Raw genomic sequence first — 20,816 nt, 5'->3', positions numbered from 1 at the left:
GGATTTGTTCCCCTTTCCGGATCAATCCCCCGGTCGACCTACATCCTGTTCTTGGTCCGGGCAGTCGCCGGCGCCGTCCACGGGTCCTCCGGCCAGGGATGCTTCGGGTAGCGGCCGCGCATCTCTGCCCGCACCTGCGCGTAGGGTCCTGACCAGAAGGACGCGAGGTCATCCGTCACCGCGAGGGGCCGCCTTGCCGGTGAAAGCAGGTGGAACAGCACCGGAACCCTTCCGCCCGCCAGCCTCGGCGTTTCAGCCCAGCCAAAACACTCCTGCAGTTTGACCGCCACTACCGGCCGGCCGTCGTCGTGCTCCGTATCCGGGTAGTCGATCCTGACCCGGGAACCGCTCGGCACGTCCAGCGCCTCCGGTGCCAGTTCCGCCAGGCGGGCGGCGTCGGGCCACGGCAGCAGCCGGCGCAGCGGTTCGGCGAGGTCGACGCCGGCCGTGGCAGCCCCGCCGGCAAGCGCTTCGAGCTCGGGGGCCAGCCAGTCGTCAAGCCGGGATAGCAGCGCCTCTTCGGAAACGTCCGGCCAGGGATCACCGAGTACGCGGTGCAGCAGCGCGAGCCGGCGGCGCAAGGCGTCCGCCGCCGTCGACCATCCGATGCTTTCCAGCCCTTCCTTGGCCAGTGCACGGGCGACGGCGGTCCGCCCCTCGGCGGCTGACGGCCGCACCGGCGTCGAGGACAGCAGGATGGCGCCCAACCGGCGGTCCCGGCGGGCCGTCACCCGTCCTTGCCCGAAGCCGGCTTCCACGGTTTCGCCCAGCAGGTGCCGGGCCGCAGCCTCCGCGGTGTCGGCGGCCAATGGCGCTGCGGAACGGATGACGGCGCCGGTTCCGGCCGCGTCGCGGCCTTCCGCGCGCGAGACCTCGGCGACAGCCAGCCAGTCATGCCCGGACAGCGGACTGCCGGCCGGAAGTCCGGCCCGGGTGCCCGAGGACAGCAGGTACCGCTCCCCTTCGCCCGGTACCCGGCGCGCCACCCGGTCCGGGAAAGCAAGCCCGACGACGAATCCGACTGACTCTGCGGCGGTCACCGGCGGGGCGGTGCGGGAGTGTTCGACGGCGGCGGTTTCCTTGCGCACGATGGCTTCCATCCGCTTGACGTCTTCCTTCCAACGCCGGGCGGCCGGATCCTTGCCCGAACGCAGTGTGGCCAGCAGCTGGGTGAGGTCGGCGCCGGGCGGGCGTTGATCTCCGGAGACAACTGCGACCGTCTCCGCAGCAATCCGATGGCCGACGCTTGCGGCGCCGTCCAGCAGGGCGCGGGCCAGCCGCGGGTCGGCGGGGATACGGGCCAGGGTCCTTCCCAGGTCCGTGGCCAGGCCGTCCGGTCCCACCGCACCCAGCTCGCGGAGGACCTCGACGGCCTCGTCCATTGCAACCTTCGGCGGGGAGTCGGGGAGGGCGAGGCCGCGCCCGCCGGGTGATCCCCAGCAGGCAACGACCAGCGCTGCTCCGGTCAGGTCGGCCACCGCGATTTCCGGTGTCTGGTGGGCGGGGGCCGCCCCGAAGGCCTTCTGGTCGTAGCACCGGACCACCCTGCCCGGACCCTGGCGTGCGGCGCGGCCGGCGCGCTGTTCGGCAGATGCCCGGGAGCAGGAGACGGTCACGAGGCCGGACATGCCGCGGTTCGTGTCGCGCCGCGGCTCCCTGGACAGGCCGGAGTCGATGACCAGCCTGACTCCCGGGACGGTCAGGGAGGACTCGGCCAGCGCGGTGGAGACGATGATCCGTGCCCGTGCGCCAGGTTCCCGGCCGGACACCGCGCGGTCCTGTTCAGCCGGGCTGGCCTGGCCGTGCAGCTCCAGGACGTCGGCGTCCACCCGGCCCCGGAGGCGGCCGGCGACATGCGCCACCTCCCAGGCACCGGGAACAAAAACCAGGGCGTCCACCCCGGGATCGGCTGCGAGCGCCCGGGCATGCGCTGCCCCCGCGGTATCCGCCACATGGTCAAGGAATGCGCGGGTCACTCCCCGGGCATCCAGCCGTGCCACCGGGGCCGGCGCCCACTCGGTTTCCAAGGGATACAGCGCGGACGGACAGTCGACCACGGGAGCCGGGGTGCCGCCGTCGTGGTTCATTTCCGGCCCTTGCCCGGGGAGGCTGCCTCCTGGCAGGTTGCTCCCGAGGAGGGCGGCGAAGCGGGGGGCATCCAGGGTGGCGGACATGGCGACAAGCGTGAGGTCGCCGCGCAGCTCGCGGACCTCGGCGAGGAGTCCGAGCAGCAGGTCGGTCTCCAGTCCGCGCTCGTGGACCTCATCCAGGATCACGGCGTCCACCGCTTCCAGGCCCGGATCGCTGAGGAGCCGCTGCAGGAGGATGCCGGGCGTGACGAACTCGATCAGGGTGCCCGCACCGCCCACGCGTTCGCCGCGGACCGTATAGCCGATGCGGTCCCCGAGCCGGCTGCCGTCCAGCGCGGCCAGGCGGCGCGCCGCCGAACGCGCGGCGACGCGCCTCGGCTGGGTCACCACGATGCGCGGGCGGCGGCCACTCCGTCCGGTGGCTGCAGCACTTGCGGCAGCTGGCATGGCGGCGGATGCAATGTTCGCGAGTAGCGGCGGAACCAGTGTGGTCTTACCCGTGCCCGGGGGCGCCTGGACCACGGCGGTTCCCGCAAGGCCTCCCGCACGCAGGGCGTCAGCCAGCTCTCCCAGCGACGCGGCAAAGGCCAGGCCCGCGCCGAGAACAGACAAATCGAAGGGGTGGTCGGGGCGTGCGGCGGCCGGCGGAAGGAGCGGTGAAGTCACCACTCCATTGTGCCAAGTTTGCTGGAGTGCCTTGGCTCGTCCGGACGGCTCGAACGCGTCGGAGACGGCGGGCTGAAACGCAGCGATCAGGAATGCCCGGGAAAGATCAAGCCGCGAAGACTAGGATCGCGCTATGGGGTCCATGGAGGATTTGTTCGAGGGGCTTCCCGCCGAATTGCCGGAGCCGATGGCCCGCGGTGCATCGCTTTACGCGCCGGAGCAACCCGGCCTAGCCAAGGTCAGGCATGCCGCCGGCTATTCGGCATTCATCGCTTTCTGCGCCCGCCATGGCGTAGCGGCGGAAAAGCTGGCCTCCGATCCGGCGCGCCTGATGTGGTTCCTGCACAAGCTCGGTGCTGAGATACATGACGAAAACAGCGTGAGTGCCGCCGCGGCTGTGTTCGCCGGGAATGCCATCGTCGGGTTGAGGCCGGATGCACAGTGGACCGCCTACGAGGGCAGTCCGCCATTGGCTGGAAACCGGCGGAAGCAATTCGATGTCAGCCGGCTGCTAGAGGCCCTGCGCAGTGCCGACGACGACGCCGTCAGCATGCTCATTTCCGTGCTGTCGGACTGGGCCCGCGAAGAAGTAGGATCACCCGCCCCCGCGCTCCGACCGGTTTCACCGGGGCCACGCCGGGCCCGCTATGTCCGGCCGCCGCTGCCAACCGCGAAGTACTACTCACCCGGAGGTGCAGCCATCCCGTACGGCAACCGATGGGGTGCCGACGGTCCGGCGGCGGATTCTTACAGCGTGCTCAGCCATGCCGAACGTTTCGCAGGGCTTCACAGCGTGGCCCTGGCGCTTATCGCTCACCTGACCGCCGTCTACGACATCGATGTGGATGGCAACCCTGGTCATGCTGCGGAGCTTGTGATGGAGGCCCGCGAGGTGGTTCAGGCCATCAAAGTCACGCCCCGTATGTCCGGAACAGCGTCCCTGACGTTTGTCCTGACCGGGTATCCGGGTGTCCTGATCCATGCCGGTGTGCTGCATGACTTCCCGTTTCCTGTTTGCGGCTGCGATGCGTGCGACGAAACGGTCGAATCGTCAGCGGACCGGATGGAGATGCTGGTACTCACGGTCGCAGCGGGCGGATACAGCGAACGCTATCCTGTCGGCAGCCGGCGGTGGAGGGAATATGCGCTGGCCGCTTTCGACGGAAGCGGTTCCGAAAGCGGAAGTGGCGGCGTAGAAACTGTAGACGCCGCCCGCCTGCAGGACGCAGAGGCCCGGTTGCGCGAGGTAACCGGCGGATGGCGTCCGTGGCCGCTCAGGCACTGAGGACCTGTCCTCAGTCGAGGCAGTGGGCCGCGGCCGAGCCCGCGGTAGCCTTGGCACATGGATGCTAATGACCCTCTTGCCAGCGTCCGGTCGGCCTATGACGCCGTGGCGGAAAGCTATTCGAAGCTGTTGCCTGATGCCGGCTTCGAAGCGCCCGCGGACCGCGGAATGATCGAAGCCTTCGCCGCTCATGTGAAGGGTTGCAACCGAGGGCCAGTGGCCGACGTTGGCTGCGGCACTGGCCGGATGACCCGCTTCCTGACTTCCCTGGGAATCGACGCTGCCGGGATTGACGCATCCGCCGGAATGATCGACGTCGCCCGGCGCAGCCATCCCGGGCTCGGCTTCGAGGTGGCGGAGCTGGCGAATCTTCCCTACGCCGATGCGCAATTGGGGGGAGTCTTCGCGTGGTATTCCATCATTCATTCGGCGCCCCACGACCTCGCCGGCGTATTCGCAGAGTTCTTTCGGGTCCTTGCCCCTGGCGGATATGCACTGGTCAGCTTCCAGGCCGGCGAGGGCACCCGGCATATTTCGCGCGCCTATGGCCACGACGTCTCAATGGAGGCGCAGCTCTTCCTGCCCGCCACCGTCACCGACCACCTGGCCACCGCAGGTTTCAGACCGGTTGCCCAGATGACCCGCGAACCCCGCGGTTTTGAACAGATACCGCAGGCGGTTGTCCTCGTCGAGAGGCCGGAGCAGCTGCTCCATTGACAGGAAAAGTTGGCGCCGCCTAGTCTCCAGTAATTCCAGCTGTTAGGGCTAACAAGACTGTTCGCGACGGTCCTCGCGGCGGAACTCACAGCTGTGGACGCCAACGGGACGTCCCGGACCATCCTGCTGGAGCCCTTCGCCGGCATCCATCCGCGCCGTCGAGGACTGCGCGCACGAGCTCCGGCTCAACGGATGCCCACTGACGGGTCCCGTCCGTACCGACCGGGAGGGACCGACGTCATTACCGACTTTGCCATCCCCGACCACAGCCCTGCCCATGACTTACCTGAAGGTGCCTATTGCACTTAAAAGTGCGTGATCCAAAGCCGGAATTGTTCCCTTTCGAGGGCGGTTGGCCATTACGGAAGGCGCCCCGACCAGGGCGGCGCCCGTAATCAAGGAGAACCTCATGTCCATTGTTATTGCAGGAGCAACCGGCCAGCTGGGACGGCTCGTCGTGGAGGAACTGCTGGGCCGCGGCGTACCCGCGGGGCAGATCGTGGCTGCGGGCCGGTCAGCGGACCAGCTCACGGAGCTGGCGGGGCGCGGTGTCAACACGGCGCAGTTGGACTACAACGACCCGGCCAGTGTCAACGCGGCCCTGAACGAAGGCGACATCCTCCTCCTCATTTCCGGTAACGACATCCAGAACCGTACGGCGCAGCATGAAGCCGTGATCGATGCGGCCGTGCAGGCCAAGGTTGGCCACATCCTGTACACCAGCGTCCTGGCGGCTGACACCACTCCGCTTGTCCTGGCACCGGACCACGTCAAGGCCGAAGAGCGCATCCGGGCCAGCGGCCTTCCGTTCACGTTCTTCCGCAACGGGTGGTACACGGAGAACTACGCGGCCGCGCTGCTCACTGCCCGCGAAACCGGAACTGTACTGGGCAGCGCAGGCGGGGGCCGCGTGGCCAGCGCCACCCGCGCGGACTACGCCGCCGCGATCGCCGCCGTACTGACCACGCCCGGGCATGAAGGCAGCGTCTACGAACTGTCCGGCGACCACGCCTGGACCTACGAGGAGTTGGCCTCCGCCTTCTCCACCGTCCTCGGGCGCAGCGTCAGCTATGGCGCGGTGACGTCCGAGGAACATGTCCTTGCACTGGAGGCTGCAGGCCTTGACCCCGCAACGGCCGGATTCCTCGCCGCACTCGACGGGAACATCCGGCAAGGAGCACTCGAGCTGACAACCGGCGACCTCTCGCGGCTGGCCGGGCGCCCCACGACTCCCCTGCTTGAGGGCCTGCGTCCACTCGCCGGCTGATCCCTTTCGTGGGCAGGCAGCCGCGCCGCGGCGCATAATGGCATCGATAGCCCACAGCGAGCGCAGTCAGGAGGGGCCGGAATGAATGCGATTCCGCGCATCACGGTGGAGGCGCCCGTGCTCAGCATCGGCTCCGGCCCCTCCGACTACGAGGAACTTGGCAACTACGTCCGTGCCCTGCGCAGGCAGCGGGGACTCCACCTGACACTGCTGCACATCGGGGTCCTTGAAGAGTTCGCCGTTGACGTCGCAGAGTGGACCAAGGGCTTTACCGGCGTTGCATCAGCCATGCGCAGCACGGTTGCCTGGTTGGACGGCTTGCCGGTGCTGGACGGCTTCTCCGGCAGCGCCGACCGGCTGATCGTGCTGGGCGGCGGCGGCGTGGCCGGACTTGAAGTCAGTGTGCCGGACCACGTGCATGACTTTCAGGTTTCCCTCGTCCAGGCTCTCCACGGCCTCTTGACGGGGCTGCTGGTGGACAACGTGGATGACTTTATCCTCAGCTCGCGCTCCCTGGGTTTCAGATCCCCGCACTGGCTGCCGCACGTTGCCATCGGAAGCCCGAAGGGGCGCGGCTCGTGGGAAATTGAACCTGTGACCATGGAATTTGGCCGCTCACAAATCCGTAACCGTCAGCTGCTCCCGGATCCCGGGCAATAGCCGGCGGCCCGGCTCACCCGCGCTGCCGAAGCGGGCCCGGCTAGAACGCGGGAGTCGTGAACCCGAGTCCCAGCAGTCCCCGGCCGGCCTGCTCGAGAATCGGGTCCATGGTCAGTGTCGGATGGTTCAGCAGAACGTCGACGTCGCGCTGGATCCGCTGGAGCGGATGTGACAGCCGGTGCGCGCTTCCTCCCGATCCCGCCATGATGAGACGCACCGCTTCCGCAGACGCCTCGCCGCTGAGCGCCAGCGAGAGGCGGTAGCTGGCCCGCTCCTCATCAGACATTGTCCCGGTCCGGCGACGATAGGAGGCAGCCACCACCCGGACCGCCTCTTCCCAGTGCAGCCGCGCCGTGGCGACCAGCCCGTACGCGTGCGAGAAGCGCGCCTGCGCGAGCGGCGAATCCGCCTGGCGGTCCTCCCGGGAGTTCTTGACCTTCCGCACCAGAACCCGCTCGCGGAACAATTCGACGGCGTGCTCCGCCGCCCCCAGGGCGGCGGCGGGCGCCACCATGTTCAGCAGCGTAGCCATGGGAGTGTGGATCATCGGGTCCTGGTGGATCCGGCTTCCGGGGTTGTCCGCGGCGGCCAGGAGGGACCACTGCAGTGTCCGATGCTCCGGGACAAACAGCTCCTCCGCCAGGATGTCGTTGCTGCCGGTCCCCCTGAGTCCGGCGGTGTGCCACACGTCCAATAACTCGACGTCGGACACCGGCACCAGGCACTGCAGGCGGACGTCCCCGTGCTGTGCGGCCAGCAGTGCCCAGTCCGAGTGCATTACTCCCGAGGCAAAAGTCCAACGGCCCGTGATGGAATAACCGCCCGGAATTTTGGCAGCCAGCCCCGCCGGTGCGCCGGTGGCGGCGGCCAGAGGAGCCGGCCCGTCGGAAAACACCTCGTCCTGCACTTCGCCGGGCCAGCGGGCGAGCATCCAGACGTGCTCGATGAGGTGTCCGACCGTCCACGCGGTGGAAGGGCATCCCCGGGCAAGCCGGCGCACAACTTCAACATAGGTTTCCACCCCCATGCCGAATCCCCCGACTGCCCTTGGCGAGAGCACGTTGAAGACTCCCGCCTCTTTCAGGTCCTTTATGGTGGCTTCCGGAAGGCGGCGCAGGTGCTCGGTCTCCTCGGCGCGGTCGCGCAAGCGGGGAATGAGCGCGTCCACGCGGGCAAGAATTTCGTCGTGGCCGGGGACAGGACCGGCGGCAGTAGTCTCCCAAAAGGTAACGACGTCGGCGGGCAAGGTGGTCATGCGTTGTCCTGCCGGTTTCCGGCCAGGTGCGGAAGGGTAAGGGTGTGCGCGGTGTGGTCGCGCTTGACGGCCAGGTAGCGGTGATTGGCGGGCGAGACATGAACGCCGGTAGGGACCTGTTCGGCAATGCCAATGCCCAGTGCAGTGAGCTGAGCGCTCTTGTCCGGATTGTTGGTCAGCAGCCGGACATTGGTGGCACCCAGGGCAGCCAGCATCTGGGCCGCGGCCGTGTAGTCGCGCTCGTCCTCGCCGTGGCCCAGGGCCAGGTTCGCTTCGTAGGTGTCAAGACCGGTGTCCTGCAGGGCGTAGGCGTCAAGCTTGGAATACAGGCCGATTCCCCGTCCCTCCTGCCGGAGATAGAGCAGGAACCCGCCGGCCGCCGTGATTTCCTCCGCGGCTTCCCGCAGTTGTGGACCGCAGTCACAGCGTTCGCTGCCAAAGACGTCGCCGGTCAGGCACTCACTGTGCAGCCGGACCAGCGGGCCGCGGCCTCCCGACGCCGCAGCCAGCAGAGCCTGCTCCCAGCTGCCCAAGGCCAGCAGCAGGTGTTCCTTGCCGTCGACCAGCCCGTGGAAGGTCAGCACCTCTGCGGTGGACGTGAAGCCGTCCGGGAACCGCAGGGGGACGGTGACGCGGCTGCGCACCGCTGCCGCGTTCAACGCGCTGGCCGGCGGCATGAGAGTTTCTGACACAACGGTCATCTCGTGGCCTCAATCAATGTGGAAGGATCGCAATTACTTGAAGATTAAAGTTAACCGTACAGGCCATTAGTTAAGGAAGCAAGTGATTTTGATCTGATAAAACTTCACACTTGAAGTTACTGGGGTATTCTTGCGTCATGGAATCCACTCCGGAACCCCGCTGGCTGAGCGACGACGAGCGCCAGGCCTGGCGTTCGCTGGTGGGCGTAATGATGCGGCTGCCTGCCGCCCTTGACGCCCAGCTCCAGCGGGATGCCGGGCTAAGCCACTTTGAGTACATGGTCCTCGCCGGACTGTCCGAAGCCCCGGACCGGACCCGCCGGATGAGCGAACTGGCCGGCTTCATCGAATCAGGCCTCCCCCGCCTGTCCCAGGTCGTCGGCCGCCTTGAAAAGCGTGGCTGGGTGCACCGTTCCCCGGACCCCTCGGACGGCCGCATTACCTTGGCTATCCTCACCGAGGACGGCTGGGCGAAGGTGGTTCACACCGCCCCCGGGCATGTCGAAGCTGTGCGTAACCTTGTCTTCGATCCCCTGACCAAGGCGCAGTGCCGGCAGCTCGGCCACATCGGGGACCGCATTATGCGCGCCATCGACACCTTCTGCTGCCCCCGCAGCGGCGCCGGCTAGCGTAAGGCGGCCAGGATAGGCTCCGCGGCTAGGCCGACTTACGCGTTCTTCAGCAGCGCCACATCAGAGACGAGGTCAATGTGCTCCTGCATCGCCGCGGAAGCCGCGTCCGGATCCTGGTCCCGGATCGCGTCGGCGATCTTGCGGTGGGAAGCGAGGGACTGCTCCGGGCGTCCCGGCTGGCCGAGCGACTCGAGACGCGTTTCCAAGACCATTCCGGCGATAAAGGTCATTAACTGGGCCAGCACCGCGGAGTGTGCGGCGGCAGTGACGGCCTGGTGGAACAGCTCGTCGCCGTGGGCGCCCCGGGCCCCCGAGGCAACTTCATCGGCCATCGCCTCCAGCGCCTTATCGATGGCCTTCATGTCCTCGTCGCTGCGCCTGACCGCGGCCAGCTCAGCAAGTTTCACCTCAAGAGTGCTTCGCGCCTCGACGATCTCCGGGAGGCGATTGCGGTGGTCGCGCAGCCCCTTGATTACGGACGGAACATTGGGCCGGTAGACCAGGACCGCTCCGGTGCCATGCTGGACATCGATGACGCCGAGCACTTCCAAGGCCACCAGGGCCTGCGCCAGCGTTGCGCGCGAAACGCCCAGCCGCTCGGCGAGCTCCCGTTCGGCAGGCAAAGTATCTCCAGGGCCCAACTCGGCGGCTTCAATGAAGTCCAGCAGTTGCTCCACCAGCTGCTCATAGAGCCGGGGCCGGGAAACGCGGGCAATCTGCTGGGCTGCCCTCTGCTTTGCCATGTGCATCCTTTCACGGAGTCCTGAACCCCAAGAGTACCGGAGAACTATTGACAAAGACACCTAGTGTCTAGGAGGCTAGGCCACTAAGCCAGTCGAAGCTTTCCCCAACCAAAACCGCATGTCCGATCCGGAGGTACAAAGATGTCCGCTCCTGTCCTGTCCATCATCATCCTGGCGGTGATGTTCCTGCTCGCCACCGTCCTGCCCCTCAACATGGGCGCCCTGGCCTTTGTCGGAGCATTCCTGCTGGGCTCCGTAGTCCTGGGAATGTCCACTAGCGACATCCTCGCCAATTTCCCCGGCGGACTGTTCCTGACAATAGTCGGCGTCACATACTTGTTCGCCATCGCGCAGAACAACGGCACCATCGACCTTTTGGTCCGGGGCGCGGTGCGCCTGGTTGGCAGCAAAGTGGCCCTGATCCCGTGGATCATGTTTGCAATCACCGCCGTCATCACGGCAGTTGGCGCCCTCTCGCCGGCAGCCGTCGCGATCATCGCGCCGATCGCTCTCAGCTTCGCGGCAAAGCACAAAATCAACCCGCTGATGATGGGCATGATGGTGATCCATGGAGCGCAGGCCGGCGGGTTCTCCCCCATCGCCGTCTACGGCGTCACTGTCAACGGCATCATTGCCAAGACGGAGCTGGAAGCCAGCCCGATGGCGATCTTCCTGGCAAGCTTCATCTTCAACCTGGCCATTGCACTGGTACTGTTCATCGTTCTCGGCAGCAACAAGTTCCGGTCTTCCACCGGCAGCCGGCTGGTGGAACAGGCCGCCGAGAAGCGCATGGCCATGAGCGTGGGCGCCCGCGCCGCCGGTGTTACCCTGCAGGGCTCCGGAACGGACATTTCCTCCGCGCGTGTGTCGTCCAAAGGCACCACTGGAGGCAGCGGCGAGGCGAAGAATTCTTCTCCCGGGGCAGGCGAACAGACCGTCGCCAACGCACGCGCCTCCGCTCCGCAGCTCGTAACCATCCTCGGCCTGATCGCCCTCGCCGTGATCTCCCTGGGTTTCAAGGTGGACGTCGGATTCGTCTCCATCACCATCGCCATGGTTCTGGCCCTGGTATCGCCGGCGGCCCAGAAGGGCGCCGTCAACAAAATCAGCTGGTCCACGGTGCTGCTGCTCTGCGGCATGCTCACCTTTGTCGGAGTCCTCGAAGAAGCAGGCACCATCAAGTTCGTGTCCGACGGCGTTGCGCAGCTTGGCATGCCGCTGCTCGCAGCGCTGCTGATCTGCTACATCGGCGGGGTGGTCTCTGCCTTCGCTTCCTCAACCGCCATCCTGGCTGCCCTCATTCCCCTGGCTGTGCCGTTCCTGGCCACGGGGGAAGTCGGTGCCGTCGGCGTCATCGCAGCGCTGGCCGTGGCCTCCACCATCGTCGACGTCTCCCCGTTCTCCACCAACGGAGCCCTGGTGCTGGCAAACGCGCCCGAAGACGTGGACAAGGACAGGTTCTACAAGCAGATCCTGGCGTACAGCGGCATCGTCGTTGTGGCTGGGCCCGCCATCGCCTGGCTGGTCATGGTTGTTCCCGGCTGGCTGTAATCGGACGTCCTCATCCGCAGAGCATTCGCAGGCACCAACAAGCAAGAGAAGGAAACCCCATGGACAGCACTGAATTCACGCCCCGGACCGACGGTCCCCTCTCGGGCTACCTCGTGGTGGACCTGAGCCGGGCCCTGGCAGGACCTCACGCCGGCATGATGCTGGCTGATCTTGGCGCCCGGGTCATCAAAGTGGAGAACCCCGGAACGGGTGACGATACCCGCGGCTGGGGGCCGCCCTTCGTCGGCCCCGAGGACGATCCGCAGGCAACATACTTCCTGTCCTGCAACCGGAATAAGGAATCCATCGCCCTGGACTTGAAGAGCGACGACGGGCGGACAGTTTTGCGCGAGCTGCTGGAACGCGCCGACGTCGTCATAGAGAACTTCCGCCCCGGTGTCCTGGACCGCCTAGGCTTCTCGGCAGCGGAAATGCACGCCCTGAATCCGGCACTTGTAATCCTCTCCATCACGGGCTTCGGGCACGACGGACCGGAATCCCGGCGCAGCGGCTACGACCAGATCTTGCAGGGCGAAGCCGGCCTGATGTCCCTTACCGGGGCCGGCCCGGATGACCCGCAGCGGGTGGGAGTTCCGATCGCCGATCTTTTGTCCGGCATGTACGGCGCATTCGGTACGCTGGCGGCGCTGCTGCAGCGCGAGCGGACGGGCCAGGGCCAGATTGTCCGCACGTCACTGCTCGCCGCGCTTATCGGGGTGCACGCGTTCCAAGGCACCAGGGCCACAGTTGCCGGCGAAGTCCCCCGGGCACAGGGCAACCATCACCCCTCCATCGCCCCGTACGGCCTGTTCCACTGCCGGCAGGGCCGGGTCCAGATCAGCGTGGGCAGCGAAAAACTCTGGAACACCTTCGCCACGACCTTTGGAATCGATGCCGCCCGGCCCGAGTTCGCCACCAACGCGGACCGCGTGCGCAATCGCGAAAAGGTCATCGAAGAAGTGGAGCGTGCCTTCTCCGATGTCGAGGCCGGGCCGCTCCTCGCCAAGCTCGACGATGCGGGCATCCCCGCAGGCAAGGTCCGCACCCTGGACGAAGTGTACGAGTGGGAGCAGGTCCATTCGCAGGGGCTGGTGATCAATGTCGACCACAGGATCCTGGGCACCGTGAGCCTGCCCGGTCCGCCGCTGCGGTTCTTCAGCTCCGCCGATGCTGCGGAAACCACAGTGAAAACTCACACCGCGCCGCCGTTGCTGGACCAGGACGGCGAGCAGATCCGGCAGTGGCTCGGACTGGTGCCGGCCGCCGTTACCGGCACAGCCGCAGGGTCGGCCAGGGAAGGGCGCTGAACATGCTGACGGAACAAAAGGTCCGGCACCTGGACGCAACGGAACTTATCACTGCCGTGCTCGATCCGGGTTCGTACCGCAGCTGGGACGCACCCGTGGCGGACCCCGATCCGAGCCCGGAATACCGGCAGGAACTGGAAGAAGCCCGGGCAAAAACCGGTGTGGACGAATCCGTCCTCACCGGCGAGGGCCTCATCCGCGGACGCCGGGTGGCCGTCATCGTCAGTGAATTCCGTTTCCTGGCCGGTTCCATTGGCCTCGCCGCAGCGGAACGCATTACCACCGCCGTCGAACGGGCAACCCGGGAGGGACTGCCGCTCCTGGCGGGACCGGCGTCGGGCGGCACGCGCATGCAGGAAGGAACCATCGCCTTCCTCTCGATGGTGAAAATAAGCGCGGCAGTGCGTGCCCACCGCCAGGCCGGGCTGCCCTACCTCGTGTACCTCCGGCACCCCGCCACAGGAGGGGTCATGGCGTCGTGGGGATCGCTGGGCCACATTACTGTCGCCGAACCCGGCGCCCTGCTCGGCTTCCTCGGGCCGCGCGTCTACGAGGCCCTGTACGGCAAAAAGTTTCCGGAGAATGTCCAGGTGGCCGAGAACCTCTTCGACAAGGGGCTCATCGACGCGGTGGTCCCGCCCTGGCAACTGTCCGACGTCGTCGACCGCGCGTTGAGCATCCTGGTCACGGGCGCGCCCGGGCGGCCGGCGCGTCCCGCCAGCCTGTCGGTCAAACCGTCCGGCGCCGGCGCATGGGAATCAATCGAAATCTCCCGGAACCCGCGCAGGCCGGACCTTCGTCAACTGCTCGCCCACGGCGCCCGTGACGTGCTGCCGCTCAACGGCACCGGGCAGGGGGAAAAAGACCCCGGCCTTCAGCTTGCGCTGGCCCGCTTCGGGCGGGAGTCCTGCGTCGTCATCGGCCACACCCGGCCCAGGCCCTCGCAGCAGACGGCGATGGGACCCGCATCCCTGCGGGAGGCCCGGCGCGGGATGCGGCTGGCCGAGGAACTGGGACTGCCTCTGCTGACGGTCATCGACACCGGCGGGGCGGCACTGTCCAAGGAAGCCGAGGAAGGCGGGCTGGCCGGCGAGATCGCCCGGTCCCTGCACGACCTCATCGGACTCAAGTCGCCCACTGTGTCGGTTCTCCTGGGCCAGGGTGCCGGGGGCGGGGCGCTTGCCCTCCTGCCCGCGGACCGCACCATCGCAGCCCAGCACGCGTGGCTGTCCCCGCTGCCGCCCGAAGGCGCAAGTGCCATCGTCCATCGGAGCACCGCCTTCGCGGCTGCCATGTCCGAAGCCCAGGGCGTCAACGTCGCGTCGCTCCACGCCAGCGGCCTGGTGGAGCACATCGTGGACGAACGCGGCGACGCCTCCCTCGAGGGAAAAGCATTTTGCCAGCGGATGGGACAGGCCATCGAGTATGAGCTCGCCAGCCTGTCCTCCGCCGGAATACACCAACTGCTGCCGCGTCGGCTGGCAAAATACCGGGACCTGGGCGGGCTCATCGTGTAGCCGTTCCGCCGGGCGTAGGCTGTCTATGCTTCCGCGCGGCGCGCACGTAACCATCCGGTGCGTCGCGCGGGGAGCCCAAAGGAGCTAATCAATGAAGGGGCCGGCGTGGACACACGGAAGCTGAAGTATTTCCTGGCCGTTGTTGACCATGACGGATTCAACCGTGCGGCCGAGCATCTACTCATCGCCCAGCCTTCCCTGTCGCAGACCATCGCCGGCCTGGAGAAGGACCTCGGCGTGCCGCTCTTCCACCGTATCGGCCGCAGGGCGGTCCTCAGCGAGGCCGGCAAGGAACTCGTGGGGCCGGCGCGCCTGGTGATGCGGGACCTTGACGCCGCACAGTCCGCGGTGCGGGCACTGCAGGGGGTACGCAGCGGCCGCCTGGACATCATCACCATGCCCTCACCGGGAATCGAGCCGCTGACCTCGATGATCGCCGGCTTCACTCGATTGCATCCCTCCATCCGGCTCAACATCAGCGCCGCCTTTACGCCGGAGGAAGTGATTGAGTCCGTCCGCACGGGCAGCACCGAAATTGGACTGGCAGGGTCCTCAACGCCCATCCGTGTCCCGGGGGTCCAGGTCCTGGACCTGGAGCGCCAGCCGCTGATCCTCATCGTCAATCCGCAGGCCGACACCTTCCAGCCCGGAGCCGGGATCCAGCGGCAGGACCTGGGCGGGCACCGGCTGATCGTCAGCCAGCGTGGATCGCTGATGCGGTGGCTCGTGGACGACGCGCTGGCGCACGGCGTCAACGCGGAGATCGTCGTCGAGGTCGCGCACCGGACCTCAATCCTGCCGCTGGTGCTCGCCGGCGTGGGACATGCCGTGATGCCTTCCTCATGGGCGCCCACGGCGCAGAAGGCCGGGCTGCGCACGCTCCTGATCGAACCGGTCTCCCAGCTCGACGTCGCCATCCTGAGCCGCAAGGAAGACCTGACGCCCGCTGCCCGGGCGTTCCTGAAGGTGGCGGAGCTCCACGTTGCAGCCGGCCCTGGGGATGCACCGGTCCGGTCCCATAACGCGTCCGACCAATAGGCTCAACCTATTTGCCGTATCGAATCTTGGTCTTGGACGCCGTATAGGGGCAGGCCTTCTACTTGAAGAGGAAGGGCAGTGTGACGCTGCTAACAGACTCAACGAGGAGGTAGGCACATGAGCGCCACCCAGAAATTCAGCATCGCTTCAATCCCCGCAGACGGAGTCGGCAAGGAAGTCGTTTCCGCTGGCCGCCGCGTCCTGGATGCCCTGGCAGAGAACTCCAACGGCAAGTTCGGCTTTGAATGGACGGAGTTCCCGTGGGGTTGCGGCTACTACGAAAAGACCGGCCAGATGATGGACCCCCAGGGGCTGGAGGCCCTCAAGGACTTCGACGCCATCTACTTCGGCGCGGTCGGTTGGGAAAACGTTCCGGACCACATCAGCCTGTGGGGCCTGCGCCTGAACATCACGCAGAACTTTGACCAGTGGGCCAACATCCGCCCGGTGAAGTTCCTTCCCGGCATCCAGTCACCGCTCCGAAAGGCCGACAACACCGAACTCGACTGGATCGTTGTCCGCGAGAACAGCGAAGGCGAGTACGCGGGCCTCGGCGGCCGGAACCTCAGCGGCCGCGGCCCCGGCAACGAGGTCGCCCTGCAGACCGCCCTGTTCACCGAAAAGGGCTGCGAGCGGATTATGCGCTTCGCGTTCGACCTCGCCCGGACCCGCACCGTCAAAAAGGTCTCCTCGGTCACCAAGTCCAACGCCCAGCAGTACGGCATGGTCCTCTGGGACGAAGTTTTCAACCGCATCGCGCTGGACTACCCGGACGTGCAGACCGAAAGCGTCCTGGTGGACGCCATGAGCGCCAAGTTCATCCTGCGTCCCGAAGACCTCTCCGTCGTCGTGGCATCGAACCTGAACGCCGACATCCTCTCGGACCTGGGCTCGGCGCTGGCCGGAAGCCTCGGCCTGGCGGCCAGCGCGAACCTGAACCCGGAGCGCCGCTTCCCGTCCATGTTCGAACCGGTCCACGGCTCGGCCCCGGACATTGCCGGCAAGGGAATCAGCAACCCGATCGGTGCGATCGCCAGCGCCGCCCTGATGCTGGACCACTTCGGCCTGCACGAGGAAGCCCGCCAGGTAGAGGCCGCCATCGAGCAGACCACGGCCGCCGGGTACCTGTCCCGCGACGTCGGCGGCGAAGCCAACACCGATGACGTCACCGAGGCCATCATCAAGGCCCTCACCCACACCCTGGCCCCCGTCTAGCCAGAACGCGCGACCAGCCGGACCAATCCCGGCGGTCAGTACACAGCCCGGAGTGGACGGCGGTTCAACACACCGCCGCCGTCCACTCCGTCATGCTCCCATCATCAAGCCCGCTCCAGTTACATTCCACAACGAGGTAGGAATCATGGACCACATCACCACGGCCGGCACCGTAACACCGGCCCCCAAGACACGCTGGTACAAGCAGCTGTACTTCTGGGTACTGACTGCCATCCTCATCGGCATTCTCGTCGGCTGGCTCGCACCGACCGCCGGCATCGCCATGGAACCAATCGGCACCACCTTCGTGAACTCGATGAAGATGCTCATCGGACCAATTGTGTTCCTGACCATCGTCGGCGGCATCGCCAGCGTCGCCGACCTGAAAAAGGTCGGCATGACGGGTCTGAAAGCCCTCACGTACTTCCAGATCGGCACCATCTTCGCCATGATCTTCGGCCTGGTGGCCATCAACATCTTCCGCCTCGGAGACGGCGTCAACGCTGACGCCAGCACCATCAAGACGTCGGACTCCGCAGCGAAGCTGATCGACGCCGGCGCCCACCAGGAATGGTGGCAGTTCCTCACCCACATCATTCCGAACAGCATCGTCGGCCCCTTCGTCGAAGGCGACATCCTCCAGATCATCTTCATCGCCGTCGTCTTCGGCATCGCCCTGAACGCCATGGGGAAGGTGGGAGCACCGGTCCTGGACGGCGTGCAGCGCCTGACCGGCGTGATGTTCAAGATCCTGGGCTTCATCATGAAGGCTGCCCCGCTCGGCGCCTTCGGCGCCATGGCCTTTGCTGTGGGCAAGTACGGCGTCTCCTCGCTCACCAGCATGGGCGGGCTTATCGCACTGTTCTACATCACCTCCATCCTCTTCATCGTGGTGGTCCTCGGCTCCGTCATGGCCTTCCTCAAGCTGAACATCTTCAAGATGATCCGCCACCTCAAAGAGGAATACATGCTCATCCTGGGCACCTCCACCGCCGAACCGGCCCTCCCGGGCCTGATGCGCAAGCTCGAGCACGCCGGCGTCAAGAAGGAAACCGTCGGCCTCGTCGTCCCCACCGGCTACAGCTTCAACCTTGACGGCGCCGCCATCTACCTCTCCCTCGCTGCCCTCTACATTGCCCAGGCTACCAACACGGACCTGACCCTCGGCCAGCAACTGGGCCTGCTCGCCGTCATGCTGCTGACCTCCAAAGGTGCGGCGGGCGTCGCCGGCGGCGGCTTCATCGCCCTGACCGCCACGCTGACCACCATCGGTACCATCCCCGCCGCCGGCATCATGCTCATCTTCGGCATCGACAAGTTCATGTCCGAGTGCCGCGCCATCGTGAACTTCACCGGCAACGCCGTGGCCACCCTGTTCATCGCCTGGTGGGACCGCACCCTCGACGCCGACCGGGCCCGCCGCGTCTTCAACGGCGAAACCGTCGAGCCCATGCCGGCAGAGGACCCCATCCACCTCGACGAGGTGACCGACATCGACGATGACCTGACAGAGTATGGGCATCACTCACGGAACCCCCATGGAACCGCAGATCCGACACCCAGGCACGCTGCCGACGTCGAACCTTCCCCCTCCGCTGACCGCCGCCGCGCGTACTCGGAAACCGTTTGACATGACCAACACAACCACCCCCAAAACCGTGCGGGCTCTCATCGCCCCCGATAAATTCAAAGGCAGCCTCACCGCCGGCGAAGTAGCGGACGCCCTGGCAGCGGGCCTCCGCTCCGCCGCCGGAACCGGGAACGGGACGGTGCACTGCGAGATCCTTCCTCTCGCAGACGGGGGTGACGGCAGCGTTGACGCCGCCGTCGCCTCCGGCTTCACCCGGCGCAGCTACACCGTCGCCGGCCCCACCGGCCAGCACGTGCCAGCCAGTATCGCGTTCGACGGCGTCACCGCCGTCGTTGAGGTCGCCAACACCTGCGGCCTTGGGCTCTTCCCGGACGGAAAGCCCCAGCCGCTGGACGCCTCGAGCCGCGGATTCGGCGAGGCCGTCCTGTTCGCCCTCAGCCTGAACCCTGCCAGGATCGTCCTGGCCCTGGGCGGCAGCGCCAGCACCGACGGCGGGATGGGAATGCTCACGGCACTCGGCTACAGCTTCCATGACGCGGACGGCCACACCCTCGAGGGCAGCGGCCGGAACCTGTGCCTGATTCACTCGCTATCGGGCAGCGTCCTTCCCGAGCTTGCCAGCACGGAACTCATCCTTGCCAGTGACGTCCACAACCCGCTGACCGGCCCGCAGGGAGCACCGGCGGTGTTCGGACCCCAGAAAGGCGCCTCGGCTGCGGACGTTTCAGCGCTCGACACCGGGCTGGAGCACCTGGTTTCCGCATTGTCCGGCGCCGGATTCACGGATGCCGCGGCGTTGGCAGGGCACGAAGGCGCTGGAAGCGCCGGCGGCATTGGCTATGCCTGCCTGCTGCTGGGCGCACAGCAGGTCTCCGGGGCGGACTACTTCCTGGACCTGCTGGACTTTGACGCGCGCATGGACGGCTGCGCCGTCGTCATCACCGGCGAGGGCAGCATCGACGAACAGACGCTGGCCGGGAAGCTGCCCGCCGCCGTCGCCCGCCGGTCCGGAACCCTGCCGATCATCGGCGTCGCCGGACGCTCCCTGCTCCCGGAGGAGCGGTGGTCCGAAATGGCCCTCACCCGGGTGTACACGCTGGCTGAATACACCGATCAGGACTCCTCCAAGGACTCCCGACTTTCGGCCGCGCTGCTCCGCCGGATCGGCAAAGACATCGCATCCAGCCTCCTGTAACGGGTCGTCGCCCAGCGCGGGCACGAACGGATCAATCCCCATCGCTTGGCACAGCGGAATGACGATCGGTACGACGACGGCGGCGGAGGCAGTGTTGCTGTTCGTTTCAGAGATGAGGACGGCCAAAATCGCGGAGAAGGCGGTGATGGCTACGAGGTTGGTGATGTTGAGGTTCTGGGGGCTGCAGTGGCGGTCCACTGGGCGAAGGAAATGCGTTCCCCGGTGGCCTCCTCGATGAGGCCCCGGCCGATGAGGTTGGGCGGCGACCCCACCGGCGTGAGTAGGCCTCCGACGCTGGCGCCGTAGGCCAGCATCAGCATCAGCGCCGCTCCGACCCGCAGTTGAAGCGGATCAAAGTCGGCCCGGACCATGCCGCGGTCCTGCATGAGTTGATGACCGCGAGGATGCCCAGGGCGGTGGGCTTGAGCATGGCCACAGTTGCCGTGTTCGACACGAAGGCGGACAACAGGCAGGTGATGACGCCGAAGGCGAGGATCACGCGATAGGTGGACCTGGCCACGCCCGGGATGGAGAGCACGGCAAAAGCGAGCCGTTGCGCGATGCCGTGTTGAGCATCGCCTGGGCGAGGATGAGCGCGCCGATGAAGGTGAAGATCGTCGTAGAGCCGAACGGGGCCACGGCTGCACTGGCCGGGGCCACACCGAGGATCACCACGGCGGCCACCCCCAGGCCTCCCACGGGGACGGGCACCGGTTCGCAGATCCACAGGATGATCACGCCCAGCAGAACCGAGGCCAGCCGAACCTCCGTCATGGGTGACAGTAACCCGGCATCAGCGGTCCGAAGCCGTCAGCAGCCGTATCGGACTGCCTTTGAGCCAGGCCAGCACGTCCTCGAACGCGCCGCCGTAGAACTGCCGGTAGCTTTGCTCCGTAACGTATCCCAAGTGTGGCGTCAGGACAGTCCGCGGTGCAGACAGCAGGCGATGGCCGGCGGGCAACGGCTCGACGTCGTAGACGTCGAGGGCGGCGCCGCCGAGCCAGCCATCGTTCAGTCCGCGGACCAGGGCATCCTCGTCGACGAGGGGTCCACGGGAGGTGTTGACCAGTATGCCCGTTGGCCCCAGGAGCCGGAGTTCGTCTTCGCCGACGACTCCGCGCGAGCGCTCCGAAAGACGCACGTGCACCGAGACCACGTCCGAATCCCGGAAGAGTGCGTCCTTGTCAACTTTCGTGGCGCCGGCCTGGGAGGCTGTCTCGCCGGTGAGATTGGGGTTCCAGGCGACGACGTCCATGCCGAAGGCCCGGCCGTAGGCGGCGATCCGGGTCCCGATTTTGCCCAAACCAAGGACCCCTAGGGTCTTGCCGGCAAGCTCAAAGCCGACAGTGGACTGCCAGCGGCCAGCAGGTTCTGGGTGCCCAGAAC

The 20,816-nt window shown here is 66.7% G+C and carries 18 protein-coding genes and 1 pseudogene; 12 read left to right on the top strand and 7 right to left on the bottom strand.

All coding sequences use genetic code 11. The annotated features are described in order from the left end of the window. Positions 1-38 precede the first annotated feature (38 nt). Positions 39-2,756: an ATP-dependent helicase HrpB gene (gene hrpB / locus J7I92_RS18240; RefSeq protein WP_214842840.1), complete on the bottom strand. Its 2,718-nt coding sequence runs from the start codon at positions 2,754-2,756 to the stop codon at positions 39-41. A gap of 133 nt (positions 2,757-2,889) precedes the next feature. Between hrpB and J7I92_RS18235 the strand changes: the two genes are divergently transcribed. The 4 genes from J7I92_RS18235 to J7I92_RS18220 all read left to right on the top strand — a co-directional run bounded on the left by J7I92_RS18235 (position 2,890) and on the right by J7I92_RS18220 (position 6,685). Beyond that, entirely contained in the window at positions 2,890-4,041 is a 1,152-nt protein-coding gene (locus J7I92_RS18235; RefSeq protein WP_214842838.1) for a DUF6226 family protein, read from the top strand. Positions 4,042-4,098: 57 nt separating this feature from the next. Continuing rightward, complete coding sequence (locus J7I92_RS18230; protein WP_214842837.1) at positions 4,099-4,758, top strand: class I SAM-dependent methyltransferase; 660 nt, start codon at positions 4,099-4,101, stop codon at positions 4,756-4,758. A gap of 409 nt (positions 4,759-5,167) precedes the next feature. After that, positions 5,168-6,025, top strand: a complete 858-nt coding sequence (locus J7I92_RS18225; RefSeq protein WP_214842836.1) for an SDR family oxidoreductase — start codon at positions 5,168-5,170, stop codon at positions 6,023-6,025. Between the two features lie 81 nt (positions 6,026-6,106). Then, a complete protein-coding gene (locus J7I92_RS18220; RefSeq protein WP_214842835.1) occupies positions 6,107-6,685 on the top strand; it encodes a hypothetical protein in 579 nt (192 codons plus the stop codon). Positions 6,686-6,725: 40 nt separating this feature from the next. On the opposite strand, the gene J7I92_RS18215 is transcribed toward J7I92_RS18220, so the two are convergent. Both J7I92_RS18215 and ribA read right to left on the bottom strand, forming a co-directional pair. After that, positions 6,726-7,940 (bottom strand): acyl-CoA dehydrogenase family protein, encoded by a 1,215-nt coding sequence (locus tag J7I92_RS18215; RefSeq protein ID WP_214842834.1) that lies wholly within the window; start codon positions 7,938-7,940, stop codon positions 6,726-6,728. Continuing rightward, positions 7,937-8,641, bottom strand: coding sequence for a GTP cyclohydrolase II (gene ribA / locus J7I92_RS18210; protein ID WP_285290129.1), 705 nt, complete (start codon positions 8,639-8,641; stop codon positions 7,937-7,939). Before ribA ends, J7I92_RS18215 begins: the two co-directional genes overlap by 4 nt. A gap of 137 nt (positions 8,642-8,778) precedes the next feature. Here ribA and J7I92_RS18205 point away from each other — a divergent pair, with 137 nt between their 5' ends. Beyond that, positions 8,779-9,270 carry a MarR family winged helix-turn-helix transcriptional regulator gene (locus J7I92_RS18205; RefSeq protein WP_214842833.1) on the top strand — a complete coding sequence of 164 codons (492 nt, stop codon included), beginning with the start codon at positions 8,779-8,781 and terminating at the stop codon, positions 9,268-9,270. Between the two features lie 38 nt (positions 9,271-9,308). Here J7I92_RS18205 and J7I92_RS18200 read toward each other — a convergent pair whose 3' ends face one another. Then, positions 9,309-10,016 carry a FadR/GntR family transcriptional regulator gene (locus J7I92_RS18200; protein ID WP_214842831.1) on the bottom strand — a complete coding sequence of 236 codons (708 nt, stop codon included), beginning with the start codon at positions 10,014-10,016 and terminating at the stop codon, positions 9,309-9,311. A gap of 141 nt (positions 10,017-10,157) precedes the next feature. Between J7I92_RS18200 and J7I92_RS18195 the strand changes: the two genes are divergently transcribed. The 7 genes from J7I92_RS18195 to J7I92_RS18165 all read left to right on the top strand — a co-directional run bounded on the left by J7I92_RS18195 (position 10,158) and on the right by J7I92_RS18165 (position 19,430). Further along, positions 10,158-11,567: an SLC13 family permease gene (locus tag J7I92_RS18195; RefSeq protein ID WP_214842829.1), complete on the top strand. Its 1,410-nt coding sequence runs from the start codon at positions 10,158-10,160 to the stop codon at positions 11,565-11,567. Positions 11,568-11,626: 59 nt separating this feature from the next. Continuing rightward, positions 11,627-12,874: a CaiB/BaiF CoA-transferase family protein gene (locus tag J7I92_RS18190; protein WP_214842827.1), complete on the top strand. Its 1,248-nt coding sequence runs from the start codon at positions 11,627-11,629 to the stop codon at positions 12,872-12,874. A gap of 2 nt (positions 12,875-12,876) precedes the next feature. Then, positions 12,877-14,391, top strand: coding sequence for a carboxyl transferase domain-containing protein (locus J7I92_RS18185; protein WP_214842824.1), 1,515 nt, complete (start codon positions 12,877-12,879; stop codon positions 14,389-14,391). Positions 14,392-14,496: 105 nt separating this feature from the next. Continuing rightward, the gene (locus J7I92_RS18180; protein ID WP_214842822.1) at positions 14,497-15,429 is read left to right on the top strand and encodes a LysR family transcriptional regulator; all 933 of its coding nucleotides are present in this window, start codon (positions 14,497-14,499) and stop codon (positions 15,427-15,429) included. Positions 15,430-15,546: 117 nt separating this feature from the next. Beyond that, positions 15,547-16,644, top strand: coding sequence for a tartrate dehydrogenase (locus J7I92_RS18175; protein WP_214842820.1), 1,098 nt, complete (start codon positions 15,547-15,549; stop codon positions 16,642-16,644). Between the two features lie 145 nt (positions 16,645-16,789). Next, on the top strand, positions 16,790-18,274 hold the full coding sequence (dctA, locus tag J7I92_RS18170; RefSeq protein WP_214842818.1) for a C4-dicarboxylate transporter DctA: 1,485 nt from the start codon (positions 16,790-16,792) through the stop codon (positions 18,272-18,274). Between the two features lies 1 nt (position 18,275). After that, a complete protein-coding gene (locus J7I92_RS18165) occupies positions 18,276-19,430 on the top strand; it encodes a glycerate kinase (RefSeq protein ID WP_214842816.1) in 1,155 nt (384 codons plus the stop codon). Between the two features lie 149 nt (positions 19,431-19,579). Here J7I92_RS18165 and J7I92_RS24020 read toward each other — a convergent pair whose 3' ends face one another. From J7I92_RS24020 to J7I92_RS18155, 3 genes and pseudogenes are all read right to left on the bottom strand, one after another. Beyond that, on the bottom strand, positions 19,580-19,801 hold the full coding sequence (locus J7I92_RS24020; RefSeq protein ID WP_251040121.1) for an SLC13 family permease: 222 nt from the start codon (positions 19,799-19,801) through the stop codon (positions 19,580-19,582). Between the two features lie 124 nt (positions 19,802-19,925). Next, the gene (locus J7I92_RS24015; protein WP_251040120.1) at positions 19,926-20,204 is read right to left on the bottom strand and encodes an anion permease; all 279 of its coding nucleotides are present in this window, start codon (positions 20,202-20,204) and stop codon (positions 19,926-19,928) included. A gap of 19 nt (positions 20,205-20,223) precedes the next feature. Further along, positions 20,224-20,796: pseudogene (locus J7I92_RS18155) on the bottom strand (NAD(P)-dependent oxidoreductase); the annotation flags it as partial. Between the last annotated feature and the right edge of the window lie 20 nt (positions 20,797-20,816).

The organism is Arthrobacter sp. ISL-72 (genome assembly GCF_018613755.1).
GTDB lineage: Bacteria > Actinomycetota > Actinomycetes > Actinomycetales > Micrococcaceae > Arthrobacter.
The sequence above is the reverse complement of the archived record's forward strand: the minus strand, read 5'-3'. Positions and strand labels throughout refer to the sequence as shown.